This window comes from Limimaricola hongkongensis DSM 17492 (assembly GCF_000600975.2).
Lineage (GTDB): Bacteria > Pseudomonadota > Alphaproteobacteria > Rhodobacterales > Rhodobacteraceae > Limimaricola > Limimaricola hongkongensis.
This window is the reverse complement of sequence record NZ_CM002676.1, coordinates 24,147-42,609: the sequence shown is the minus strand read 5'-3', so window position 1 is coordinate 42,609 and position 18,463 is coordinate 24,147. Positions and strand designations below refer to the sequence as shown.

At 68.8% G+C, this 18,463-nt stretch carries 13 protein-coding genes; 8 read left to right on the top strand and 5 right to left on the bottom strand.

Annotation, left to right across the window (positions count from 1 at the left end; translation table 11 throughout):
- Positions 1–360 precede the first annotated feature (360 nt).
- The 3 genes from LOKHON_RS00580 (at position 361) to LOKHON_RS00570 (ending at position 6,028) form a co-directional block, all read left to right on the top strand.
- Complete coding sequence (locus LOKHON_RS00580; protein ID WP_033315697.1) at positions 361–3,918, top strand: G8 domain-containing protein; 3,558 nt, start codon at positions 361–363, stop codon at positions 3,916–3,918.
- Between the two features lie 164 nt (positions 3,919–4,082).
- On the top strand, positions 4,083–5,117 hold the full coding sequence (locus LOKHON_RS00575) for a glycosyltransferase family 2 protein (protein ID WP_017929758.1): 1,035 nt from the start codon (positions 4,083–4,085) through the stop codon (positions 5,115–5,117).
- Positions 5,114–6,028 (top strand): glycosyltransferase family 2 protein, encoded by a 915-nt coding sequence (locus LOKHON_RS00570; RefSeq protein ID WP_017929757.1) that lies wholly within the window; start codon positions 5,114–5,116, stop codon positions 6,026–6,028. Before LOKHON_RS00575 ends, LOKHON_RS00570 begins: the two co-directional genes overlap by 4 nt.
- Here LOKHON_RS00570 and LOKHON_RS00565 read toward each other — a convergent pair.
- The 4 genes from LOKHON_RS00565 to LOKHON_RS00550 form a co-directional block, all read right to left on the bottom strand.
- A complete protein-coding gene (locus LOKHON_RS00565) occupies positions 5,998–8,295 on the bottom strand; it encodes a GumC family protein (protein ID WP_017929756.1) in 2,298 nt (765 codons plus the stop codon). The genes LOKHON_RS00570 and LOKHON_RS00565 overlap by 31 nt on opposite strands.
- A 253-nt stretch (positions 8,296–8,548) precedes the next feature.
- Positions 8,549–9,526, bottom strand: coding sequence for a hypothetical protein (locus tag LOKHON_RS00560; protein ID WP_017929755.1), 978 nt, complete (start codon positions 9,524–9,526; stop codon positions 8,549–8,551).
- Positions 9,507–10,514, bottom strand: coding sequence for a glycosyltransferase family 2 protein (locus LOKHON_RS00555; RefSeq protein ID WP_017929754.1), 1,008 nt, complete (start codon positions 10,512–10,514; stop codon positions 9,507–9,509). The genes LOKHON_RS00560 and LOKHON_RS00555 overlap by 20 nt, the downstream gene beginning before the upstream one ends.
- 120 nt (positions 10,515–10,634) lie before the next feature.
- A complete protein-coding gene (locus LOKHON_RS00550) occupies positions 10,635–11,903 on the bottom strand; it encodes a polysaccharide biosynthesis/export family protein (RefSeq protein WP_017929753.1) in 1,269 nt (422 codons plus the stop codon).
- 150 nt (positions 11,904–12,053) lie between these two features.
- Here LOKHON_RS00550 and LOKHON_RS00545 point away from each other — a divergent pair, with 150 nt between their 5' ends.
- Positions 12,054–13,268 carry a glycosyltransferase family 2 protein gene (locus LOKHON_RS00545; RefSeq protein ID WP_017929752.1) on the top strand — a complete coding sequence of 405 codons (1,215 nt, stop codon included), beginning with the start codon at positions 12,054–12,056 and terminating at the stop codon, positions 13,266–13,268.
- A complete protein-coding gene (locus LOKHON_RS00540; RefSeq protein ID WP_017929751.1) occupies positions 13,265–14,107 on the top strand; it encodes a sulfotransferase family protein in 843 nt (280 codons plus the stop codon). Before LOKHON_RS00545 ends, LOKHON_RS00540 begins: the two co-directional genes overlap by 4 nt.
- A gap of 16 nt (positions 14,108–14,123) precedes the next feature.
- Here the strand turns inward: LOKHON_RS00540 and LOKHON_RS00535 are convergent, their stop codons facing one another.
- Positions 14,124–15,293: a glycosyltransferase gene (locus LOKHON_RS00535; protein WP_110549302.1), complete on the bottom strand. Its 1,170-nt coding sequence runs from the start codon at positions 15,291–15,293 to the stop codon at positions 14,124–14,126.
- A gap of 175 nt (positions 15,294–15,468) precedes the next feature.
- Between LOKHON_RS00535 and LOKHON_RS00530 the strand changes: the two genes are divergently transcribed.
- The 3 genes from LOKHON_RS00530 to LOKHON_RS00520 are packed head-to-tail and all read left to right on the top strand — an operon-like array spanning position 15,469 to position 18,459.
- Positions 15,469–17,061, top strand: coding sequence for a glycosyltransferase family 39 protein (locus LOKHON_RS00530; RefSeq protein ID WP_017929749.1), 1,593 nt, complete (start codon positions 15,469–15,471; stop codon positions 17,059–17,061).
- Entirely contained in the window at positions 17,058–18,068 is a 1,011-nt protein-coding gene (locus tag LOKHON_RS00525; protein WP_248606222.1) for a glycosyltransferase family 2 protein, read from the top strand. Before LOKHON_RS00530 ends, LOKHON_RS00525 begins: the two co-directional genes overlap by 4 nt.
- Entirely contained in the window at positions 18,040–18,459 is a 420-nt protein-coding gene (locus LOKHON_RS00520; protein WP_017929747.1) for a GtrA family protein, read from the top strand. The genes LOKHON_RS00525 and LOKHON_RS00520 overlap by 29 nt, the downstream gene beginning before the upstream one ends.
- Positions 18,460–18,463: the final 4 nt, after the last annotated feature.

Sequence of the window (18,463 nt, the reverse complement as noted above, 5' to 3'; positions counted from 1 at the left end):
ATCTGCCGGTTTCAGAGTTTGTGCTGCCGGGTCGCTTCTCAAGGCAACCAAGTTTGGTAGCTGTGCCGCAGCAAGAGAGCCAGATGAGGCAACACACGGACTGATCCAGCTGACGACACCATGTGCCACTGCAATGGCACGCAGCGCAGGAACTTGAATTTTCACTTAAATCGTCGATCTGCGACGACTCGTCAAGACGATATTCATCCGGCTGGTCGATTTCCGACACCGCCCGAACAACCGGGGGGTGTGCGCGGTCTTTGTGCGTCAGGGAACTCGGCCAGGGCCGGCACCGCCCAATCGGCGCGCCCGTCTCGACACGGGCGCCGCTTCGAAGAAACAAATACGAGACGGACATAAATGATGAACCAAGGACATGATCACGGCGACATGCTCGCCATGCTCGACACCATCCTTACGCCCGCCAAGGCCACGCATACCGCCGTCAAGAACGGGGCGTGGACCGACCTCAATGTCTGGGAAGGTGGCAAGGTTCCGGGCAATGACGCGGATGTCTTCATTCCCGCCGATGTTGCCGTGACCTACGATTCGAACTCGGCTGTCTCGCTGGGCACGGTGCGTGTCGACGGCGATCTGAAATGGGCGACCGACCGCGACACCAACATGCTGGTCGAAACCATCGCGACCGCGCCGGGCTCGCATCTGGAAATCGGCGCGGCGGGCAAGGCCGTGGCCGCCAATGTCAACGCCAACGTCACCTTCCGCGACACCCCTCTCGAAACCGGGAACAAGATCGACCATGGTCTCGTCGCCTTTGGCCGGGTCGACATCGAGGGCGCCGCGAAGGAGAGCTACCTGTCGCTGACCGACGGCGCCAAGGCCGGTGCCACGAGCGTCAAGGTCGATGGCGACCTGTCGAACTGGAAGGTCGGCGACACGATCCTCGTGGTCGGCACCTCGCGCATGGGCAAGAACGGCGCGGGCGAGCTGCGCACCCAGGACGAGGAGCGGGTGATCACCGCGGTCGACGGCAACAGCATCGCCTTCGACAAGCCGCTGGCCTACAACCACCAGGCGCCGCAGGGCTATGATTTCGAAACCTATGTCGGCAACCTGTCGCGCAACGTGACCCTCGCCTCCGAAAACCCCGACGGGGTGCGCGGCCACGTCATGCTGCACAACAGCGACCTTGGCGGCAAGGCCTACGCCAACTCGGTCCGTCATGCCGAGTTCGAGGATCTCGGCCGCACCGAGTTCAACGGCTCGAACGGCGCCGACAACCCGATCGGCCGCTACTCGCTGCACCTGCACCAGACCGGGACCGGCAACGACGCGGCCCATTCGCTGCTCGACGGCAACGCCGTCAATGGCGGCAAGGGCTGGGGCATCGTCCAGCACCAGAGCAACGCCGTCATCTCGGACAACATCGTCTTCGACGTGCGCAATGCCGGCATCGTGTCGGAGCGCGGCGACGAGGACGGCGTCTGGGAAGGCAACCTCGTCACCTCGATCCGCGGCCACGACAGCGCCGACAAGGCGGGCAATGACGGCACCGCCTACGAGAACCAGTCGCGCATCATCGTGCAGCAGGACAACATCGCCGCCAACTCCAAGATCGGCTGGAACCTGCAGCCCGAGGATCTCGTCTCCGCGTCCCGCGACGGCATGGCCGCCAAGATGCATGATCGCGACCAGCTCAAATTCGACCCCTCGCCCTTCGACGAGGCGATCAGCCATCACGAGCCCTCGCTCGAGGACTTCGACGGCAACTCGGTCATCGCCAGCGATCTTGGCATGCGGATCTTCCACCGCGCCGATTCCGACGACACCGACCTGATGAGCGTGATCCGGGATTTCGACATCTGGGGCGGCGGCCAGGCCGTGGACCAGGGCAACTATTCGTCGAACTACTTCTACAAGGACTCGGTCTGGATGGGCGATTCCGGCCCGGCGCTCAGCATCGAGCGCAAGACCTCTTCCGTGGTTCTGAACAATGTCGAGATCGTCGATTACGACACCGCGTGGAAATCCACCGGCATCAACCATGAATCGGCGATGATCGACGTCAAGCTCAAGAATGTCGGCCAGACCTTCGACCAGCTCGACCTTCTGTTCGCCGCCGATGGCGGAACCGCGGGCAAGGTCAAGTCGGAGTACCGCAACAAGTACGGCCTCGATTACGACAATCCCGAGCCGAAGATGTACGACAGCGCCTCGCTCAAGCAGGTCGACAAGGTGCGCTTCATCGCCGATGGCGACGCCGACCTGACCCTGAGCCCCGGTGACAATTCGGTCTCCATCCACGGCAAGACCATCGACAGCCTCGGTGAGCGCCGCTTCAACGAATACGTGCAGGCGGCGAATTACGACGGCAGCGGCGCCAGCAAGGACTTCGAAGGCATCGACGCCACGCTCAACGGCGGGGGCGTGCTGCGCAAGGAATTCTTCGTCGACGAGTTTCTCGACATCCATGGCACGATCCAGAAATCCGACGGCGCGTGGGTGGCACCGGTGGTGCATTGGGTCACCGACCGCCTGACCGGCGACAACCACCCGGTCGTCATCGAGATCGAGCTCGAAGGCTTCGAGACCTCCTATCTCAAGGGCTACGAGATGCCCGGCTGGACGCCGCCGGCGATCAACAACACCGGCTATCTCCACGCGTGGGAGAAGGTCGGCGATGGCAAGCCCGGCGCGACGGATGACGAGGATCACGGCGGCGGTCACGGTCACCACATGCCCGGTTCCGGTTCGGGCACGGATGACGGCATGGATGACGGCATGGAGATGCCGACCGACACGGGTGGCAGCACCGAGGTCGAGGATCCCGCGCCCAAGCCCGAGCCCAAACCCGAGCCCGAACCCGAGATCGACGACACCCCGGACCTGCCGGCGTCGTCTGGCGACCTGCGCGAGCTTCGGGGCAACGCCAGCAACAACGTGCTGACCGGCAAGACCGGGGATGACCTGATCATCGGCAAGGGCGGGCGCGACCTGCTCATGGGGGCCGGCGGCGATGACACGCTGCGCGGTGGCGCTGGCAAGGACGTGCTCCGCGGCGGCGACGGGGCCGACCGGATCGTCGGCGGCGGCGGCTCGGACCGTCTGTTCGGTGAGGACGGCGCGGATCGCTTCGTGCTCGACGTCACGCATAAGGGCACGGACCAGTTGCTCGATTTCTCGGTGGCCGGGCGCGACTCGATCGAACTGGTCAACGTCTCGAATGCCTTCGACATGGCGGATGTCGCGTCGCATGTGCGGATCACCGCCAATGGCAGCTATGGCATGCTCGAAACCTCGAATGGCGACGGCGATTTCAAGACGGTCGCGATGATTTCCGACGGGGCCGCGCTCACCGTGTCCGACCTGATGGCCGACGGCCTTCTGACGGTGAAGGGCGGCGCGCCGGTGCAGGACGATACGGACGACGATCCCGTGCAGGCGCCGACCGATGACGTGGCCGAGCCCGCACCGGCGCCTGCGCCCACGCCTGCCCCGACGACCGGCCCGGCGCCGACGCAGACCGGCAGCGCGGGCGAGGAGCGGCTCACGGGTGGCGCCGGGACGGATGTGCTGTCCGGCATGGGTGGCGTCGACCGGCTGTTCGGCTATGGCGGGGACGACTGGCTCGATGGCGGCGCCGGTGCCGACATTCTCGTCGGCGGCGCGGGGGCTGACACGTTCTACTACGGGGCCGACGACATCGGCACCGGGCGGGACTTCATCCTCGACTTCGTGTCCGAGCAGGAGGACCGGTTCGACCTGTCGGACCTGCTGCAGGGCGCCACGGCGGAGAACATCGGCGACTATGTCGAGGTCCGCGGGGTCCACAACAAGGCCTATCTGGCGGTCGACGCCAATGGCGGTGGCGACGATTTCAAGGACATCGCCCTTCTGCGCAACGGCGGCGACCTGACGCTGCAAAGCCTGCTCGACGCGGATGCCCTGATCTTCTGAGCCGCCGGGCTTCAGCTACTGCATCGCCCCCGGGCGATGCCGCGGCCAGCGGGGCAATCCCGCTGGCCGCTTTCGTCTGGGCGCTCTCAGCAAGGCGATGACTTTGGCGCCGTACCGTGCCATCCTGACCGCGTGGTTTGACATGTGTGGAACGAGGTTGGTTCATGGGCAGGATGGATCCGTCATGGCGGGAAGCCGACGCTGTCGGCCCGCCCCCCGCGCCCGACCCCGAGACCGTCCTCGTCGCGGTGCCGACGCTGAACGAGGCGGATCATGTCGATGACTGCCTGGCCTCGCTGTTTTCGGATCCGTGGATGCGCGACGTGGCCCTGGTGGTGGCCGATGGCGGCAGCACCGATGCCACCGTCTCGATCGTCACCCGTCTGGGGCGGCGCTGGCCGACGCTTCGCCTGATCGACAATCCCGGCCGGTTGCAATCGGCCGCGATCAACGCCGTGGCCCGGCTGGCCACGCCGCGCACCCGGTTCCTTGTGCGCTGCGACGCGCATGCGACCTACCCGCCCGGCTATGTCCGCGCCGTCGTCGCCGCGCTGGCCGCGCGGCCCGACGCCGTCGCCCTCGCGACGCCGATGGACGCCACCGGTGCGACCTGCTTTCAGCGCGCGGCGGCCTGGGTGGTGGACACGCGGCTCGGCTCCGGGGGGTCGGCGCATCGCGGCGGGCAGCGGTCGATGTGGGTCGATCACGGGCATCATGCCGGGTTTCGGATCGACGCGTTTCGCGGCGTCGGCGGCTATGACGAAAGCTTCAGCCACAACGAGGATGCCGAGCTCGATCACCGGCTGGGCCTGTCGGGCGGAAAGATCTGGCTCGATGCGGGCATCCGGGTCGGGTACCGCATGCGGCCGACGCCGCGCGCCTTGCTGCGCCAGTACTGGAATTATGGCCGTGGCCGGGCCCGGACGCTGCGCAAGCACCGGCTGCGGCCGCGGTTTCGCCAGGTTTTGCCGGCGGCGAACCTCGCGGCACTGGCGCTGTGCGTGGCGCTCGCGCCGGTCGCGCCCGCGTTTCTCGCCCTCCCCGCGCTTTATCTCGCGCTGCTCGTGGCCGTGTCGGTGACGGCCATGCTGCGCCTGGGTTCGGCGTGCGGGATCTGGGCCGGTTTGGCGCTCGCGCTGATCCATAACGGCTGGGGCGCGGGGGTCTTTTGGCAATTGCTAAGAGGAGGACGCCGGTGACCAAGCGCAGCGTCGACATTCTGATTTGCACCTTTCGCCGGCCCGACGTGACGCGGACGCTCGCTTCCGTCGCCGCCTGCACGCCGCCGCCCGACACGCGGCTGCGGATCGTCGTGGTGGACAATGACGACACCCCCAGCGCCCGCGAGGTGGTCGAGACGGCGGCCGCCGGGCATCCGTTCCCGGTCAGCTATGTCCATGCCCCCCGCCGCAACATCTCCATCGCCCGCAACGCCTGTCTGGACGCGGCGGATGCGGATTGGATCGCGCTGCTCGACGATGACGAATATGTCGAGCCGGGCTGGCTGGTGGCGTTGCTCGAAACCGCCGAGCGCGCGCAGGTGGACGGGGTGTTCGGGCCGGTTCTGGCCGATTACCCGCCCGGCACGCCCGGCTGGATCCGGGCGCGCGATTACCATTCGAGCCGGCCGCAGCGCCGCCGGGGCCGGGTGGAGACCGGGCTGACCGGCAACGCGCTGCTGCGCTGGCGCAACACGCCGTGGCAGGCCGAACGCTTCGACATCGCGCGCGGGCGTTCGGGCGGCGAGGACACCGAGTTCTTCTTTCGGCTGGGCCGCGCCGGGGCGCGGTTCGAGATCTGCGACGCGGCGATCGTGCGCGAAGCGGTGCCCGAGAACCGGCTGAGCTTCGATTGGCTGCGCCGGCGCCGGTTCCGGATGGGGCAGAGCTATGTCAGCTCGGCGCCGACCCTTTCAAGCCGGCTGGCGCTTGGCGGCAAGGCGATGGCCAAGACATTGCTGTGCGGCGGCATGGCGCTGGCCTGCGTCGCGCACCGCGAACGGCGCAACTACTGGTCGCTGCGCGGGGCGATGCATGCCGGGGTCTGCGCCGGGTGCATCGCCCTGCCCGAAGCCGAGCATTACGGCGCGGCCTCCGAGCCTTCGCGGTAGTAGTATCGCGGCGCCTCGCGTTCGCGGGTCATCGTCATGACCGCGCAGGTGATCGGCACGCCCGCCACCCGCAGCATCGACAGGCAGTCCCGCAGATCGTTGGTATCGCTGCGCTTCCAGCGCACGGTCAGCACCACGTCGTCGCAAAGCCGGGCCACCGGCAGCGCGTCGCTGACCAGCACCAGCGGCGAGGTGTCGAAGATGATCAGGTCGAAGAGCTGCTCGAGCTCGTGCACCATCTCGGTCATGCGATCCGACAGCAGCAGCCCCGCGGGATCGGCGATGTCGGGCTGGGCCGACAGCACATGCGCGCCGGTCTTGGGGTCCTTGCGCAGCGCCTCCTTGAGCGGGACGCGCCGCAGCAGCACGTCGACGATGTCGGGCGAGGTCGGCAGGTCCAGCACCTTCGCGATCGAGCTTTTGCGCAGGTCGGTTTCGACCACGATGCAGCTCTTGCCCGCGCGCACCGCCGCATGGGCCAGCAGCAGCGATGTCGTGGTCTTGCCCTCGTTCTTCTGGGCCGAGATCACCGCCACCTTCCAACCCGGCTCGGTGCGCCGCAGCATCAGCGTGTTGCGCAGGGTCCGCACCCCTTCGGCCAGCGCGAGGCTGCCCTTTTCGTTGACGACGCTGACCGGGTCGACGCGGCGGAAAAAACGCCGCAGGCTCGGCAGGGAGGCGACGACGGGCACGTCTCCGAGCAGGCGCCGCAGCTTTTCGGGGCTGTCGATCGAGCGGTCGAGGAAGGCGCGCAGGAACACCAGCGCCAGCCCGGCGAACAGCCCGGCCACGAGCCCGAGAAACACCGCCACCTTCTTGTTGGGCGCGCTCGGCGCCCGCGGCGGCTGCGCATAGGACACGACGCGGGCATCGGCCTCCTGCAGGCTGCCGATCTCGCTGGTCTGGGTGAAGGTGGACAGGAAGGATTCGTAGACGAGCCGGCTTGCCTCGGCCTCGCGTTCGAGCTGGCCCAGCCGGATCTGCTGTTGCGACAGGGTCAGGAACCGCTGTTCGAGATTGCGCAGCTGGTCGCGAATGGAGCCTGCCTTGGCCGCCGCCACGGCGGCCTCGTTGGCCAGAAGGTCGCGCAGGCGCATGATTTCCTGACCCAGCGCCTGCTCGACCCGCGCGACGTCGTCGGCGGCCTCGGCGATGCGCGGGCTGCCGGCTTCGAACCGCTCCTCGAGGCGCGCCATGCGCATCTGCAGCGCCGCGCGTTCGGCTTCGAGCTGGCCGAGCAGGTCGGATTCCAGCACGCCGATCACGGCCAGGAGGCCCTGATCCTCGATCAGCCGGTCGATTTCGCGCAGGCTGCCGTCGATCTCGGCCTGCGCGGCGTTGACCTGGACCAGACGGCTCGACAGCTCGCGGATCTGCTGCTCGAACCGCTCGGTCCCGCCGGAATTGCTGCCCAGCATCCGGTCGCGGAACTCGACCACCGTGCCCTCGGCGGCCTCGACCTGAAGCCGCAGGCTGGCGATCCGCTCGTTCAGGCCTTCGGTGATCCGGCGCGTGCCGCGCAGCTTTTCCTCGAGCTGAAAGGCGATGTACTGGTCGGCCACGCTGTTGACCACGGCGGCGGCGATGGTCGGGTCCGGCGAGACGAAGTAGATGTCGACCAGCGCGGTGTTGCCGACCTGCCGCACCCGCAGGCCCGAGCTGAGCCCGGCCACGTAATCGGCCTGCTCGCCCAGCGATTGCCGCTCGGCCCGGGCCGCGCGCAGGAGCGGGCTGTCCGCATCCGCCCCTTCGGTCGCGGCCCCCGTCGCGGCCTGCTGGGCGGGCCGCCCCAGCGCCGCCATCACCCGTTCGGTGGCGCGCGAAACCAGCCTCTTGGCCCTGACGGTCAGCGGGACGCTCTCGCCGTCATCCGGCCGCAGCGCGGCATTGAATTCGGGCCGGGTGTCGAGCTCCAGCTGCTCGGCGACCCGGCTCAGCAGCCGGCCCGACTGCATCAGCGCGATCTGCCCCGGGATCTGGCTGCCATCGAGCGCCAGCCCCTCGAACAGGTCGCCCAGCAGGTTGTCGGCCTGGCTCTGCTTGCCCAGCAGGATCTGCGATGCGGCGGTGTAGGTCGGCGGGACGCGCTTGACCATGACATAGCTGACGAAGCCGCCGACCAGAAAGCACGCCGCGATGATCCACAGACCGCGGCGCAGGATGCGGAAGAACTCGGTGAAATTGACGACCAGCTCGCCGCCCCCATCGCCGTCGCCGTTCCGCTTGCCCCAGTTTCGCTGGAAAACGCTGCCTACCGTCTCGTTCATGTCACGCAACCCACACCTGCCCCCGGGGATAGGCGATTGAGTTCACGCCCCGGCGCGCCCGGCACGCCGCCTGCGGCGCCGGGCTGCTGACGACCAGTCTGCGCCGAGCCGCGAAGATCAGACCAGCCTTTTCTGAGACCCGGACACCGGGTCGTGACATCAAGGCGGGCCATTGGCGCATCCGCGACACGATCATCGCGCGAACCGTGCGCCGTTTCCCTTTCGGCAACACTTGCAAGGGGCTGGCCCGTGCTCAGCGCGCCGGTTCCTTGCGGATCACCGATTTGACCGAATACTGGGTCAGGCGGCGGCTATGGGCATAGATGATGATTTCCCCGATCAGGCCAAGCGCGATGACCTGCAGGCCGAGCACCACCATCAGCACCGCGAAGATGAGCCCCGGCCGGTCGGCCAGCGGCACATCCGCAAAGATCCGCAGCACCAGATAGACCGTGGTGATCACCATCCCGAGCAGAAAGACCGGCAGGCCCACCGCGCCGAAGAACCGCAGCGGCCGGCGCAGGAACTTCAGCACCATGAACAGCGTCAGCGCGTCGAACAGGGCGCGCAGATGGCCGAGCGGTTTGAACACGAACTTTGCGCCGCGGGCGTCCGCCGGCGGCTGATCGACATCGATCTCGGTCACGGTGTAGCCCAGCTCGGACCCGATCGCCGGCAGGAAATGCTGCCGCACGCCAAAGGCGCTGGCCTCGGCGAGCGCGGGGCGGCGCGCGGCGCGGGTGCGGCAGAACAGGTCCGACACCGAACGCCCGAACAGCGTCCGCAGCATCGCGCGCAGCGCCGACTGGCGCATCGACCCCGCCCGCCCGCGCCGCGCGGCCACCGCCATGTCGCAGTGATCGAGCGCGCCGACCAGCGCGGCGATGTCGGCGGGCGCCACCTCGGGCCATCCGGCGAGCGTCAGCACCCGGTCGCCGCGCGACCGCTTGACCGCCGCCAGAAGCCCCGCATCCTCGTCGAGCCAGGGCCGCTGGCCGAGGATGGTCAGCTCGGGCCAGCGCCGTTCCAGCGCGGCCAGCTGCGTCATCATCTGCTCGTCGCGCGCGTCGACCACGCAGAGCACCTCGTAGCTCATCTTCAGGTCGCTCAAGACGGGGCGGTACATTTCGAGCGTGCCCGGCAGGTCGGGGGCGCCCTCGACCGACACCAGCACGGAAAGCTGAAGCGCGGCGCGCTCTTGCGGGGCAATCTCAGGCAACGTCACGTTCATGGTCCCTCCCGTCGTCTTCTGTCAGGTCGCGTTCGATGTCCTGCATCGTCCCGTCGGCATCGGCCGGCCGGAACGCCAGCGTCGCGATCGGGCCGCACAGGAAGAGAAAGACCGCCAGCGTGGCGAGCAGGCCCGACACGGTCATCGCCACCACCTGCGATCCGGCCGCATCCGCGCCGATCGCCAGCGCCGAGATCGGCGCCAGCAGCGCCAGCAGCGCCCCGAGCTTGGTGAAGCTCGACAGCGGGCGGCGGGCGAACAAAAGCAGCGCCTTGATGACCAGCAGATCGAGCAGCACCTTGAAGATCCGCGACAGCCCGTATTTCGATTCCCCGAACTGGCGCGCCCGGTGATGCACCCCGACCTCGGCGATCCGGGCGCCGACGGGGATGGTCATGGCCGGGATGAAGCGGTGCATGTCCGAATAGAGCGGCACGTTCTGGATGACCTCTGCGCGGTACACCTTGAGCGAACAGCCATTGTCGCGGATCGGCAGGCCCGTCACCTTGCCGATCAGCCAGTTGGCCATCCTCGAGGGCACCTTGCGCGACAGGAACTTGTCCTGCCGGTTGACCCGCCAGCCGACCACCAGGTCGAAGCCCTCGTCGAGCTTGGCGAGCATCATCGGGATGTCGGCGGGATCGTTTTGAAGATCGCCGTCCATGGTCACGATATAACGGCCGCGGGCAAAGGCGATCCCGGCCCGCATCGCGGCGGTCTGGCCGTAATTGCGCTGGAACTGCACGATGGCGAGCCGCGGATCGCGCGCCGCGATCTCGCTGGCCCGGGCGATCGACGCGTCGCGGCTGCCATCATCGACGAACAGGATCTCGAAATCGCGGCCCGACGGGTCGAGCGCGCCGACGATCGCCTCGTGCAGCAGCACGACGTTGTCTTCCTCGTTGTAGATCGGCACGACCACCGAAAGATCGGGAACCCGGCCCCCGGATGGCACAGCGCCAGCGCCGATCTTGTACTCGTTCACCATGAAAACAACCTTTCCCGACGATACCGGCAGCCCGCGGAAACATGCCTGACGCTAGCAGAGTTGCCCCTTTCGAGACAGGTTTATCTTGCCCGACCATCCTGGGACGCGCCGCCGCGGCTCTCAATTCGTGACGGTCCCCACCCCATCCGGCGCGACCTCGACCCATTCGATCTCCAGCACGTCGAGCGGCGTCAGCAGGCTTTGCGGACCGCCGATCTCGGTCACCGGCTGCCCGTCCGTCTCGCGCGTGATCCTGAACACCGGCGCATAGGCGACGCCGGTATCGGCATCGGCCTGCGCCATCTCGGCACGGGTTTCGTGCAGCAGCCGCCCGAGCATCTCGCGGCGCAGGTCGAGCTGCACGATCGTCGCCTGGTCGGCCTGCAGCGCGGCCAGCACCTCGGTGGCGCGGCGCTGCCGGATGTCGTTCAGGTCGCGCTCCATCTCGCCGATCGTCTGGGCGGCGCGGAACAGCTGGGTTTCGGCGTCGAGATCGCGGGCCTGCAGGTCGATCAGCGCCTGCTGCATGTTCACGAGGCTCGGCGAACGCACCAGCCCGCGCTCGGCCAGATCCTCTATGTTGCCCACGGATTCGGACATCAGCTCGATCTGGCGCTGGATGCCGCCGCGCTTTTCGGTCAGCACGCGCGTTTCGCTTTCGAGCAACGCGCGGGAGGATTCGAGCGAGGCGATCGACCGCTCGAACGCGTCCTGCCGCGCCTGCATGAGGCTCAGCTCGCGGGCATAGATCTGGTCGACCGCGGCGGCGCCTTCGGGGTGGCCGATATCCTGCGGCAGCGCGAACCGGGCCGCGCCGCCGCTCTCGGCGTCGCCCTCGGCCTCGGCTGCCAGCCGCGCCTCGCGGATGCGCACCCCGGCAAGCTGCGCCCGCAAGGCCCGCAATTCACCGCCGAGCCGGATCGCTTCGGAGACCCGGCCCCCGGCGCGCTCCTCCGGCGCGCGGAAATAGCCGCCCGCCATCGACAGAAGCTGGATCGCGCGCAGGCCGGGCCGGTATTCGTACTGCCCCGGCTGCGCCACCTCGCCAAGGATGAAGACCGGCCGATGGCGCAGGATCTCGATGGCGACGCTGGGCGCCTCGTTCAGACCGGTGCGCTCCTGCAGGGCGCGCGAGACCCGCGCGGCGAGATCGTCGATGGTGGTGCCCCCGGCGTCGAGCGGGCCGACGATCGGCAGCATCACCCGGCCATCCGCCGCGATGGAATAGGAGCCGCGCATCGCCTCAAGCTCGACGAAGGCGGCCTGCGTGCTGTCCCAGACCACCGCCCGCAGACCGATCTGCTCGGTCGGGCCGAGCCTGTAGGCGGGCGGCTGCGTCTCGGCGCGCGCGGCGCCGCCGATCAGGAAAACTGCCGCAACGACACTCATGAAACGAAAAATAGGTAACATAAACCCTGCAATCACTTTGCTACATAGTGCGTGTAGGTGCTGGAAATCCGCCTCTTATTGCGCTCTAGTCCAAAGTGAAGACCATCAGACGCCGTTGCGTCAAGGAAAAGCGCGGACCCGACAGGCCCCATGCCAGCCACGATCACGGCCATCGTACCGACCTACAACCGCGCGGCGCTGCTTGGCGAAGCGCTGGACGCGCTGTTGGCGCAATCGCGCCCGGTGGCCGAGATCATCGTCTGGGATGACGGCTCCACCGACGCGACCGAATCCGTGGCCCGCGCGCGCGCCGGGCCGGTGCGCTATTTCCACGGCGCCAATGGCGGCAAGTCCCGCGCCCTGAACGCCGCCATGGCGCGGGCGCGCGGCGATTACGTCTGGATCTGCGACGACGACGACATCGCGTTGCCGCGGGCCGCCGAAATGCTGGCCGAGCCGCTGGACCGGTGCGCCGGGATCGGCGTTTCGGCGGCCAGCTACCGAAGGTTTCGCACCGAAGGGGGCCAGCGGATCGAATCCGGGCCGGGCTACTGGCCCGACCTGCGGCAGGGATCGGTGCTACGCCACCTGCTCGAGGACATCTTCCTGTTCCAGAACGCCACGCTGGCGCGGCGCGGCTGCTATGCCGAGGTCGGCCCGTTCCGCGAGGATCTTTCGCGTTCGATCGATTACGACATGATCGTCCGGCTCGCCGCCCGCTACCCGGTTCATGTCACCGAAAAGCCGGTCTTCTTGCAGCGCAAGCATGACGGCGATCGCGGCCCGGCCGCCGCGCGGCACGCCGCGGCGCGCTCCGACGAGGTGTGGAAGGCGGCCGACCGGGCGGTTTTCGCCCCGTTCCGCCAGAGCCTGCCGCTCGCGCTCTACGAGGCGATGTATGGCGGCGCCGCGCCGGGCGCGCGGCGTCGCGCGGCGCTCTTGCAGCGCGGCTGCGTCTATGCGCGGCGCACCGACTGGGACAGCGCGCTTGAGGATTTCGCGCAGGCAGCCGCGATCCTGCCCGACACGGCGCTGTCGCGCACCGAGCGGGCGATCTGCCTGCGCGCGATGGCCGGGAAACATGGCTGCGCCGAGGCGCTCGCCCCGCCGATCCGCGCGCGGCTGGCGCGGCTCGGACGGCAGGGTCCGGCGGGCGCGGCGATCGCGCGCGGCCTGCTGCGCGGGCTGGTCTGGCGCCTGCGCCACGCGGTTCGGGCGCGGGATGCGCAGATGGTGCTCCGGCTCGTGGCGGGCTTTGCGCGGATCGGCGCCGCGAGCTGGCGCCCGGCGGGCGCGACATGGCCCGCCCTGACCGAACGCCGCGAACCGGCGCTGCTCCCGCTCGTGCTCGGGGAGCATGAATGACCGTCGCCGCGCGCCCCTTGCCCGACTTCGTGGTGCTCGGCGCGATGAAGGCCGGTACCACCACGCTCTACCGCTATCTGCACGAGCATCCGCAGGTCGGGATGTCGCGGATGAAGGAAACCGACTACTTCATCCGCAACAAGAATTTCCGCCTCGGCCCGGACTGGTACCGCGCGCAGTTCGCCCCCGGTTTCGACGTCTATGGCGAGGCTTCGCCGAATTACACGATGCGCGAGATCTTCACCGGCGTCGCCGGCAATCTGGTGGAGGCCGCGCCCGAAGCGCGGCTGATCTTCATCGCCCGCGATCCGGTCGACCGCTTCGTGTCGCAATACCGTCATCTGTGGCTCCTGGGCCATGCCCGGCTCGCGCCCGAGGGGCTGCTCGACACCACCGAAGGGCGCGAGATCCTCGCCACGAGCCGCTATGCCTGGCAGCTTCAGCCCTTTCTCGAACGCTTCGACCGCGCGCAGCTGCTGATTCTCGATTTCGACGAGCTGCGCTGCGATCCGCAAGGTCTGATGGACCGCGTGACCGATCATATCGGAATCGCGCGGCACCGGGTGCCGCTCATGTCGGCGCAGAATGATGCCGCCTCGATCGCCCGCATGCCCGGCGCGGTGCAGCGGCTGTGGCGCAGCCCGGCGATGCGGCGTTTCGACCCGCTGATCTCGCGCCGCGCCCGCGATGTCGCGCGGCGCGCGCTGTCGATCGGCCCCAAGCGCCACGTGCCCGACCTGCCCGAGACGTTGCTCGACGCGGTCGCGGCCGGCCTGGCCGAGGATGCGGCCGCGTTCCGGCGGCTCTCCGGCCTCGATTTCGCGCATTGGCGGGTCTGACGCCCGGGTCGTCGGATCAGGCGCGCGCGCGCCGCGCGTCATCGGTGTCCACCGGGCGCAGCGCCGCGCAGATCGCGTCGCGCACCTCGGCATCGGTCAGCCGGAACGCCGATTCCGGCCGTGTCAGAAGCGCCTTTCGCGCCGCGTGCAGATCCCCGGCGGAGAGCGCGCGCAGCTGCGCCACGAGCGCTTCGGCATCGGGGCGCGGCAGGGTCCAGCCCAGCCCCTGCGCCACGCGCGCGCCCGTTTCCGTCCCCGCCACGGCAAGGGAGGGACAGCCGAAGAAGCTCGCCTCGTAGATGCGGTTGGGCAGCAGCCAGGTGGAGTTGGCGTCCCACTGCCACAGATCCTGCGACCAGACGAGATCGCAATCCGCATAGACCCGCGCGAGGCCCGCCGGGTAATCATAGGGGCCCAGATAGGCGATGTTGTCATGCGCCGCGACGACCGCGTCGAAATCCGGAAGCGCGTGGCGATGGACCACCCCGTGCAGCCGCAGCTCCACCGCCGGACCGAGCTGCCGCGCCGTCTCCGCCAGCAGCGCGAGGCTTTGCGGGCAACGCAGCGTGCCCACCCAGCCCAGCCGGATCGGCGCCCCGTCGGGCCGCGGCGGCCGGCTGTCCTGCGCGGGCCGCGTCACGGCGCCCTCTTCGTACCAGAGCTTGTTCTCCAGCAGCACGCTGCGCCCGCGCCAGCCCTGAACCGGGTGGAAATAGGCGCTCAGGAAGGCGGGCGAGGACACCACGAGGCAATCGACCCGGCGCAGCATCCGCCGCTCGATCCAGCGAAAGAGACGGCCACCGGCGCCCGTGCGGGTCATCATGCCGTGGATGTCGAGGCATTCGTAGATCAGCGCCGGACGCCCCGGGATCAGCGCGCGGGCCATCGCCGCGAGCGCCAGCATGTCGAGATTGCGCGCCACGATCACGTCGGCCTCCGCCAGCGCGTGGCGATGGCGCGCGATCACCGGCAGCGCCGCGGCCAGCGACCGGACCCGGCGCGCGAGGCTGTTGTTCGAAATCTCGCCGAGCGCCACGTTGGGCCAGAACGGCTCGAAGGTCTCGTTCATGTTGCGGCGCCGCATGGTGAAGCCGCGCACCGCGAAACCGCAGGCCATGTAGCTGCGGATGCGCCGGATCTGCGCGGCCTCCGCCGCGTCGAAGCCGAACACCGCCAGCTTTGTCATCGCGCCCCTCCCCTCGCCGGCCGACATGCCGGTCCGTCTTGCGAAGTCTTGTCGCAAACGGGCGCGCCCGCAATCTGCCGCTGCGCCGAATTTGCAGAATTGCCGAACGCGCATCTTGGGTGCTAACGTCGGGGGGTGTTTTGTGTGCCTCCCCGCGAGGAGCCGTGTTCGGCCGATGACCCGTCGCTTGCGTTCCACCTTCATGCTGGCCGTCCTGTTTTCGGGGATCGCGCTGCTCTATGCCATCGGCGTGTCGAGCCGGTCGATCTGGTTCGACGAGGCGATCACCCTGCAATCGCTCGCCGGGGCCGCCTTTCGCGGGCTTGAACCCGGCGCGGTGCAGATCGCCGAATTGCGCCCCTATGTCGAAGGCACCACCACCGTTTCGGGGCTGCTGCGGCATTACATCGAAACCGACATCCACCCGCCGTTCTATTTCCTGCTTGCCCATGCCGCGACGCTGGTCTTCGGCAATGATCTGATGGTCGTGCGGGGCGTGTCGCTGGTGCTGGTGCTGGTGTCGGCCGGGCTTTACATGAACATGCTGCGGCGCACCGGATCGCCCGCGCCGTTGCTGATGATGCTGGTCTATGGCCTGTCCTTCACCGCCATCAGCACGGCGCAGGACGCGCGCGGTTACGCGCTGTTGCTGCCGCTGGCGATCGGCGCGTGGCACCTGCTCGCGGTGATGCCGGATCTGTCGGGGCGCCGCCGCCTGGGCGGCGAGGCGCTGCTGGGCGGGCTGTGCGCGGGGCTGATGCTGACGCATTACTTCGCGGTGCTGCTGGTTCTGGCGCTGTTCGGCTGGCACCTGCTCGACGGGCTGCGCCGCCGGCGCGCCATCGCGCTGATCGCGCCGCTGGCCTGCACGCTGTTTTTCCTGCCATGGCTGCCGGTGCTGTTCGATCATCTCGGGGCCCGGCCCGGCCAGATGCAGGGCTTTGCCGGTCTGGTCGAATGGCTCAGGCGCGTGGCGCATCTGATGGCCGGGCAGGTCTTTTCGGCCAGCCATTTCGCGGTGTCGAGCCAGGTTCAGACCATCGGCCGGATCGCGGTGCTCGGGCTCGCGGCGCTCGGCGCCCTGGCGGCGCTGCGGCGCCCTTCGATGGGGGCCGGGCGCGACCGGCTGGCGCTGATCGCGGTCGTGGTGCCGGCGCTCGGGCTGGCGGGGTTTCTCGCGATGTCGGTGCTGCTCGACCGCTGGTTCGACGCGCTGCGCTATTTCGTGATGTTCGCCCCCTTCATGGCCTATCTCGCCGGGCGCGGCGCGCTCGAACTGGGGCGGGCGCTGTTCGCCGACCGGGCGTGGCGCCTTGCCCCCGCCCTGCTGCTCGTCGCGGCCGAGGCGGCGATGGCCAATTACGGCTGGGAGGCGAACCGCAACCGCGGCGGATCCTATCTCAACTCCATCGCGGCGCAGGTCGCGGCGCGACCGGCGGGCGAGACGCTGGTGCTGATCGACATGGGCAGCGGCCGCGGCACCCCGCTCGAGGCCGCCTATGCCCTGCCGCCCGATACCGGGGCCTATCTTCTGGACAGCGACCCGAAGGGCTGGGGCGCCGCCGCGGCGGACATCGCGCCGCGGCTCGACGGCGTCAGCCAGGTGCTGCTCCTCTACACCATCGAGCGCGGCTCCATGGAGAGCGACAAGGCCCAACTCTACAAGGAGATCGTCGAGATGCTCGAAGCAGACGGCTTTGACAGGACCGCCGCGGCGCCCGCCGATCAGGGCCGGCGCTACTATGCCAGATGGAGCCGGGGCGGATGACGGCGCAGGACCTGCCACGGATGCCGCTGCCGCCGGCCCGGCCCCGCAAGGCCGATCCGCTGATCTCGCTGGTCGTGCCCTGCTATGCCGAAAGCGAGGCGATCGACGCCTTCATCCCCGCGGTCGACGCGGCGCTGCCGCAGGCCCGGATCGAATTCGTCTTCGTCAATGACGGCAGCCGCGACGACACGCTCGTCAAGCTGTTGGCGCTGAGCCGGGGCGACCCGCGCGTGGTGGTGGCCGATCTGAGCCGCAACTTCGGCAAGGAGATCGCCATGACCGCCGGTCTCGATCTCGCCACCGGCGACGTGGTGGTGCCGATGGATGCCGACCTGCAGGACCCGCCCGAGCTGATCGCGCAATTCCTCGAACGCTGGCGCGAAGGCTACGACGTGGTGCACGGGGTGCGCGCCGACCGCAGCAAGGATGGCCGGATCAAGCGCGCGACGGCGCAGTGGTTCTACCGCTTCTTCAACCGCCTCGCGAGCACCGAGATCCCCGAGAATGTCGGCGATTTCCGCCTGATGGACCGCAGCGTGGTCGATGCCGTCACCCAGCTGCCCGAGCGCAGCCGCTTCATGAAGGGGCTGTTCGCCTGGGTCGGGTTCAGCTCGACCGGGGTCGAATATGCCCGGCCCGAACGCTGCGCCGGAACCACCAAGTTCGGGTTCTGGAAGCTGTGGAATTTCGCGCTGGACGGGATCGTCAGCTTTTCCACCATGCCGCTGCGGGTCTGGACCTATCTGGGCACGCTGGTCGCGCTGTTCTCTCTGGTCTATGGCGGCTATGTCATCGCGCGCACGCTGATCTTCGGGCGCGACGTGCCGGGCTATGCCTCGCTGATGGTGACGGTGCTGTTCCTGGGCGGCATCCAGCTGATCTCGCTCGGCATCATCGGCGAATACGTGTCGCGGCTGTTCGTCGAAACCAAGCAGCGGCCGCTGTACCTGTGCCAGGGCGTCTACAGGAAGGGACGGGATGTTTCGAAACGGGCGCGCGCGGTCTGAAGGCGCGAAGGCGGCCCGGTTCGGGCTGGTGGGGGCGGCGGCGACGCTGATGCATCTCGTCGCGGCGCAGGCCGTTCTGGCGGCGGGCGTAGCCCCGGTGGCGGCGAACGCGGCGGGGTTCGCCGCGGCGTTCGGGCTCGGCCTGCTGGGGCATTACCATTTCACCTTCCGCGCCGCGGGCCCCTTCGCGCGGGCCCTGCGCCGCTACGGCGTGATCGCGATGGGGGGCTTTCTGGTCAACAACCTGGCCCTGGCCGCGCTCGTGGCCTCGGGCCGGGTCGGCGACGGCGCAGCCCTCGCCACGGCGATCCTCGTGGTGCCCGCCGCCACCTTCCTCGCCAGCCGGCTGTGGGGCTTTGCCGCGCCGCGCGCCCCGAACGAAAGGCCCTAGACCG

What these genes read in the sequence shown, in the direction of transcription:
- LOKHON_RS00580 (WP_033315697.1), top strand. Translation starts at nt 361, where the DNA reads ATGATGAACCAAGGACATGATCACGGCGACATGCTCGCCATGCTCGAC.
- LOKHON_RS00575 (WP_017929758.1), top strand. Translation starts at nt 4,083, where the DNA reads ATGGGCAGGATGGATCCGTCATGGCGGGAAGCCGACGCTGTCGGCCCG.
- LOKHON_RS00565 (WP_017929756.1), bottom strand. Translation starts at nt 8,295, where the DNA reads ATGAACGAGACGGTAGGCAGCGTTTTCCAGCGAAACTGGGGCAAGCGG.
- LOKHON_RS00560 (WP_017929755.1), bottom strand. Translation starts at nt 9,526, where the DNA reads ATGAACGTGACGTTGCCTGAGATTGCCCCGCAAGAGCGCGCCGCGCTT.
- LOKHON_RS00555 (WP_017929754.1), bottom strand. Translation starts at nt 10,514, where the DNA reads ATGGTGAACGAGTACAAGATCGGCGCTGGCGCTGTGCCATCCGGGGGC.
- LOKHON_RS00550 (WP_017929753.1), bottom strand. Translation starts at nt 11,903, where the DNA reads ATGAGTGTCGTTGCGGCAGTTTTCCTGATCGGCGGCGCCGCGCGCGCC.
- LOKHON_RS00545 (WP_017929752.1), top strand. Translation starts at nt 12,054, where the DNA reads ATGCCAGCCACGATCACGGCCATCGTACCGACCTACAACCGCGCGGCG.
- LOKHON_RS00540 (WP_017929751.1), top strand. Translation starts at nt 13,265, where the DNA reads ATGACCGTCGCCGCGCGCCCCTTGCCCGACTTCGTGGTGCTCGGCGCG.
- LOKHON_RS00535 (WP_110549302.1), bottom strand. Translation starts at nt 15,293, where the DNA reads ATGACAAAGCTGGCGGTGTTCGGCTTCGACGCGGCGGAGGCCGCGCAG.
- LOKHON_RS00530 (WP_017929749.1), top strand. Translation starts at nt 15,469, where the DNA reads ATGACCCGTCGCTTGCGTTCCACCTTCATGCTGGCCGTCCTGTTTTCG.
- LOKHON_RS00525 (WP_248606222.1), top strand. Translation starts at nt 17,058, where the DNA reads ATGACGGCGCAGGACCTGCCACGGATGCCGCTGCCGCCGGCCCGGCCC.
- LOKHON_RS00520 (WP_017929747.1), top strand. Translation starts at nt 18,040, where the DNA reads ATGTTTCGAAACGGGCGCGCGCGGTCTGAAGGCGCGAAGGCGGCCCGG.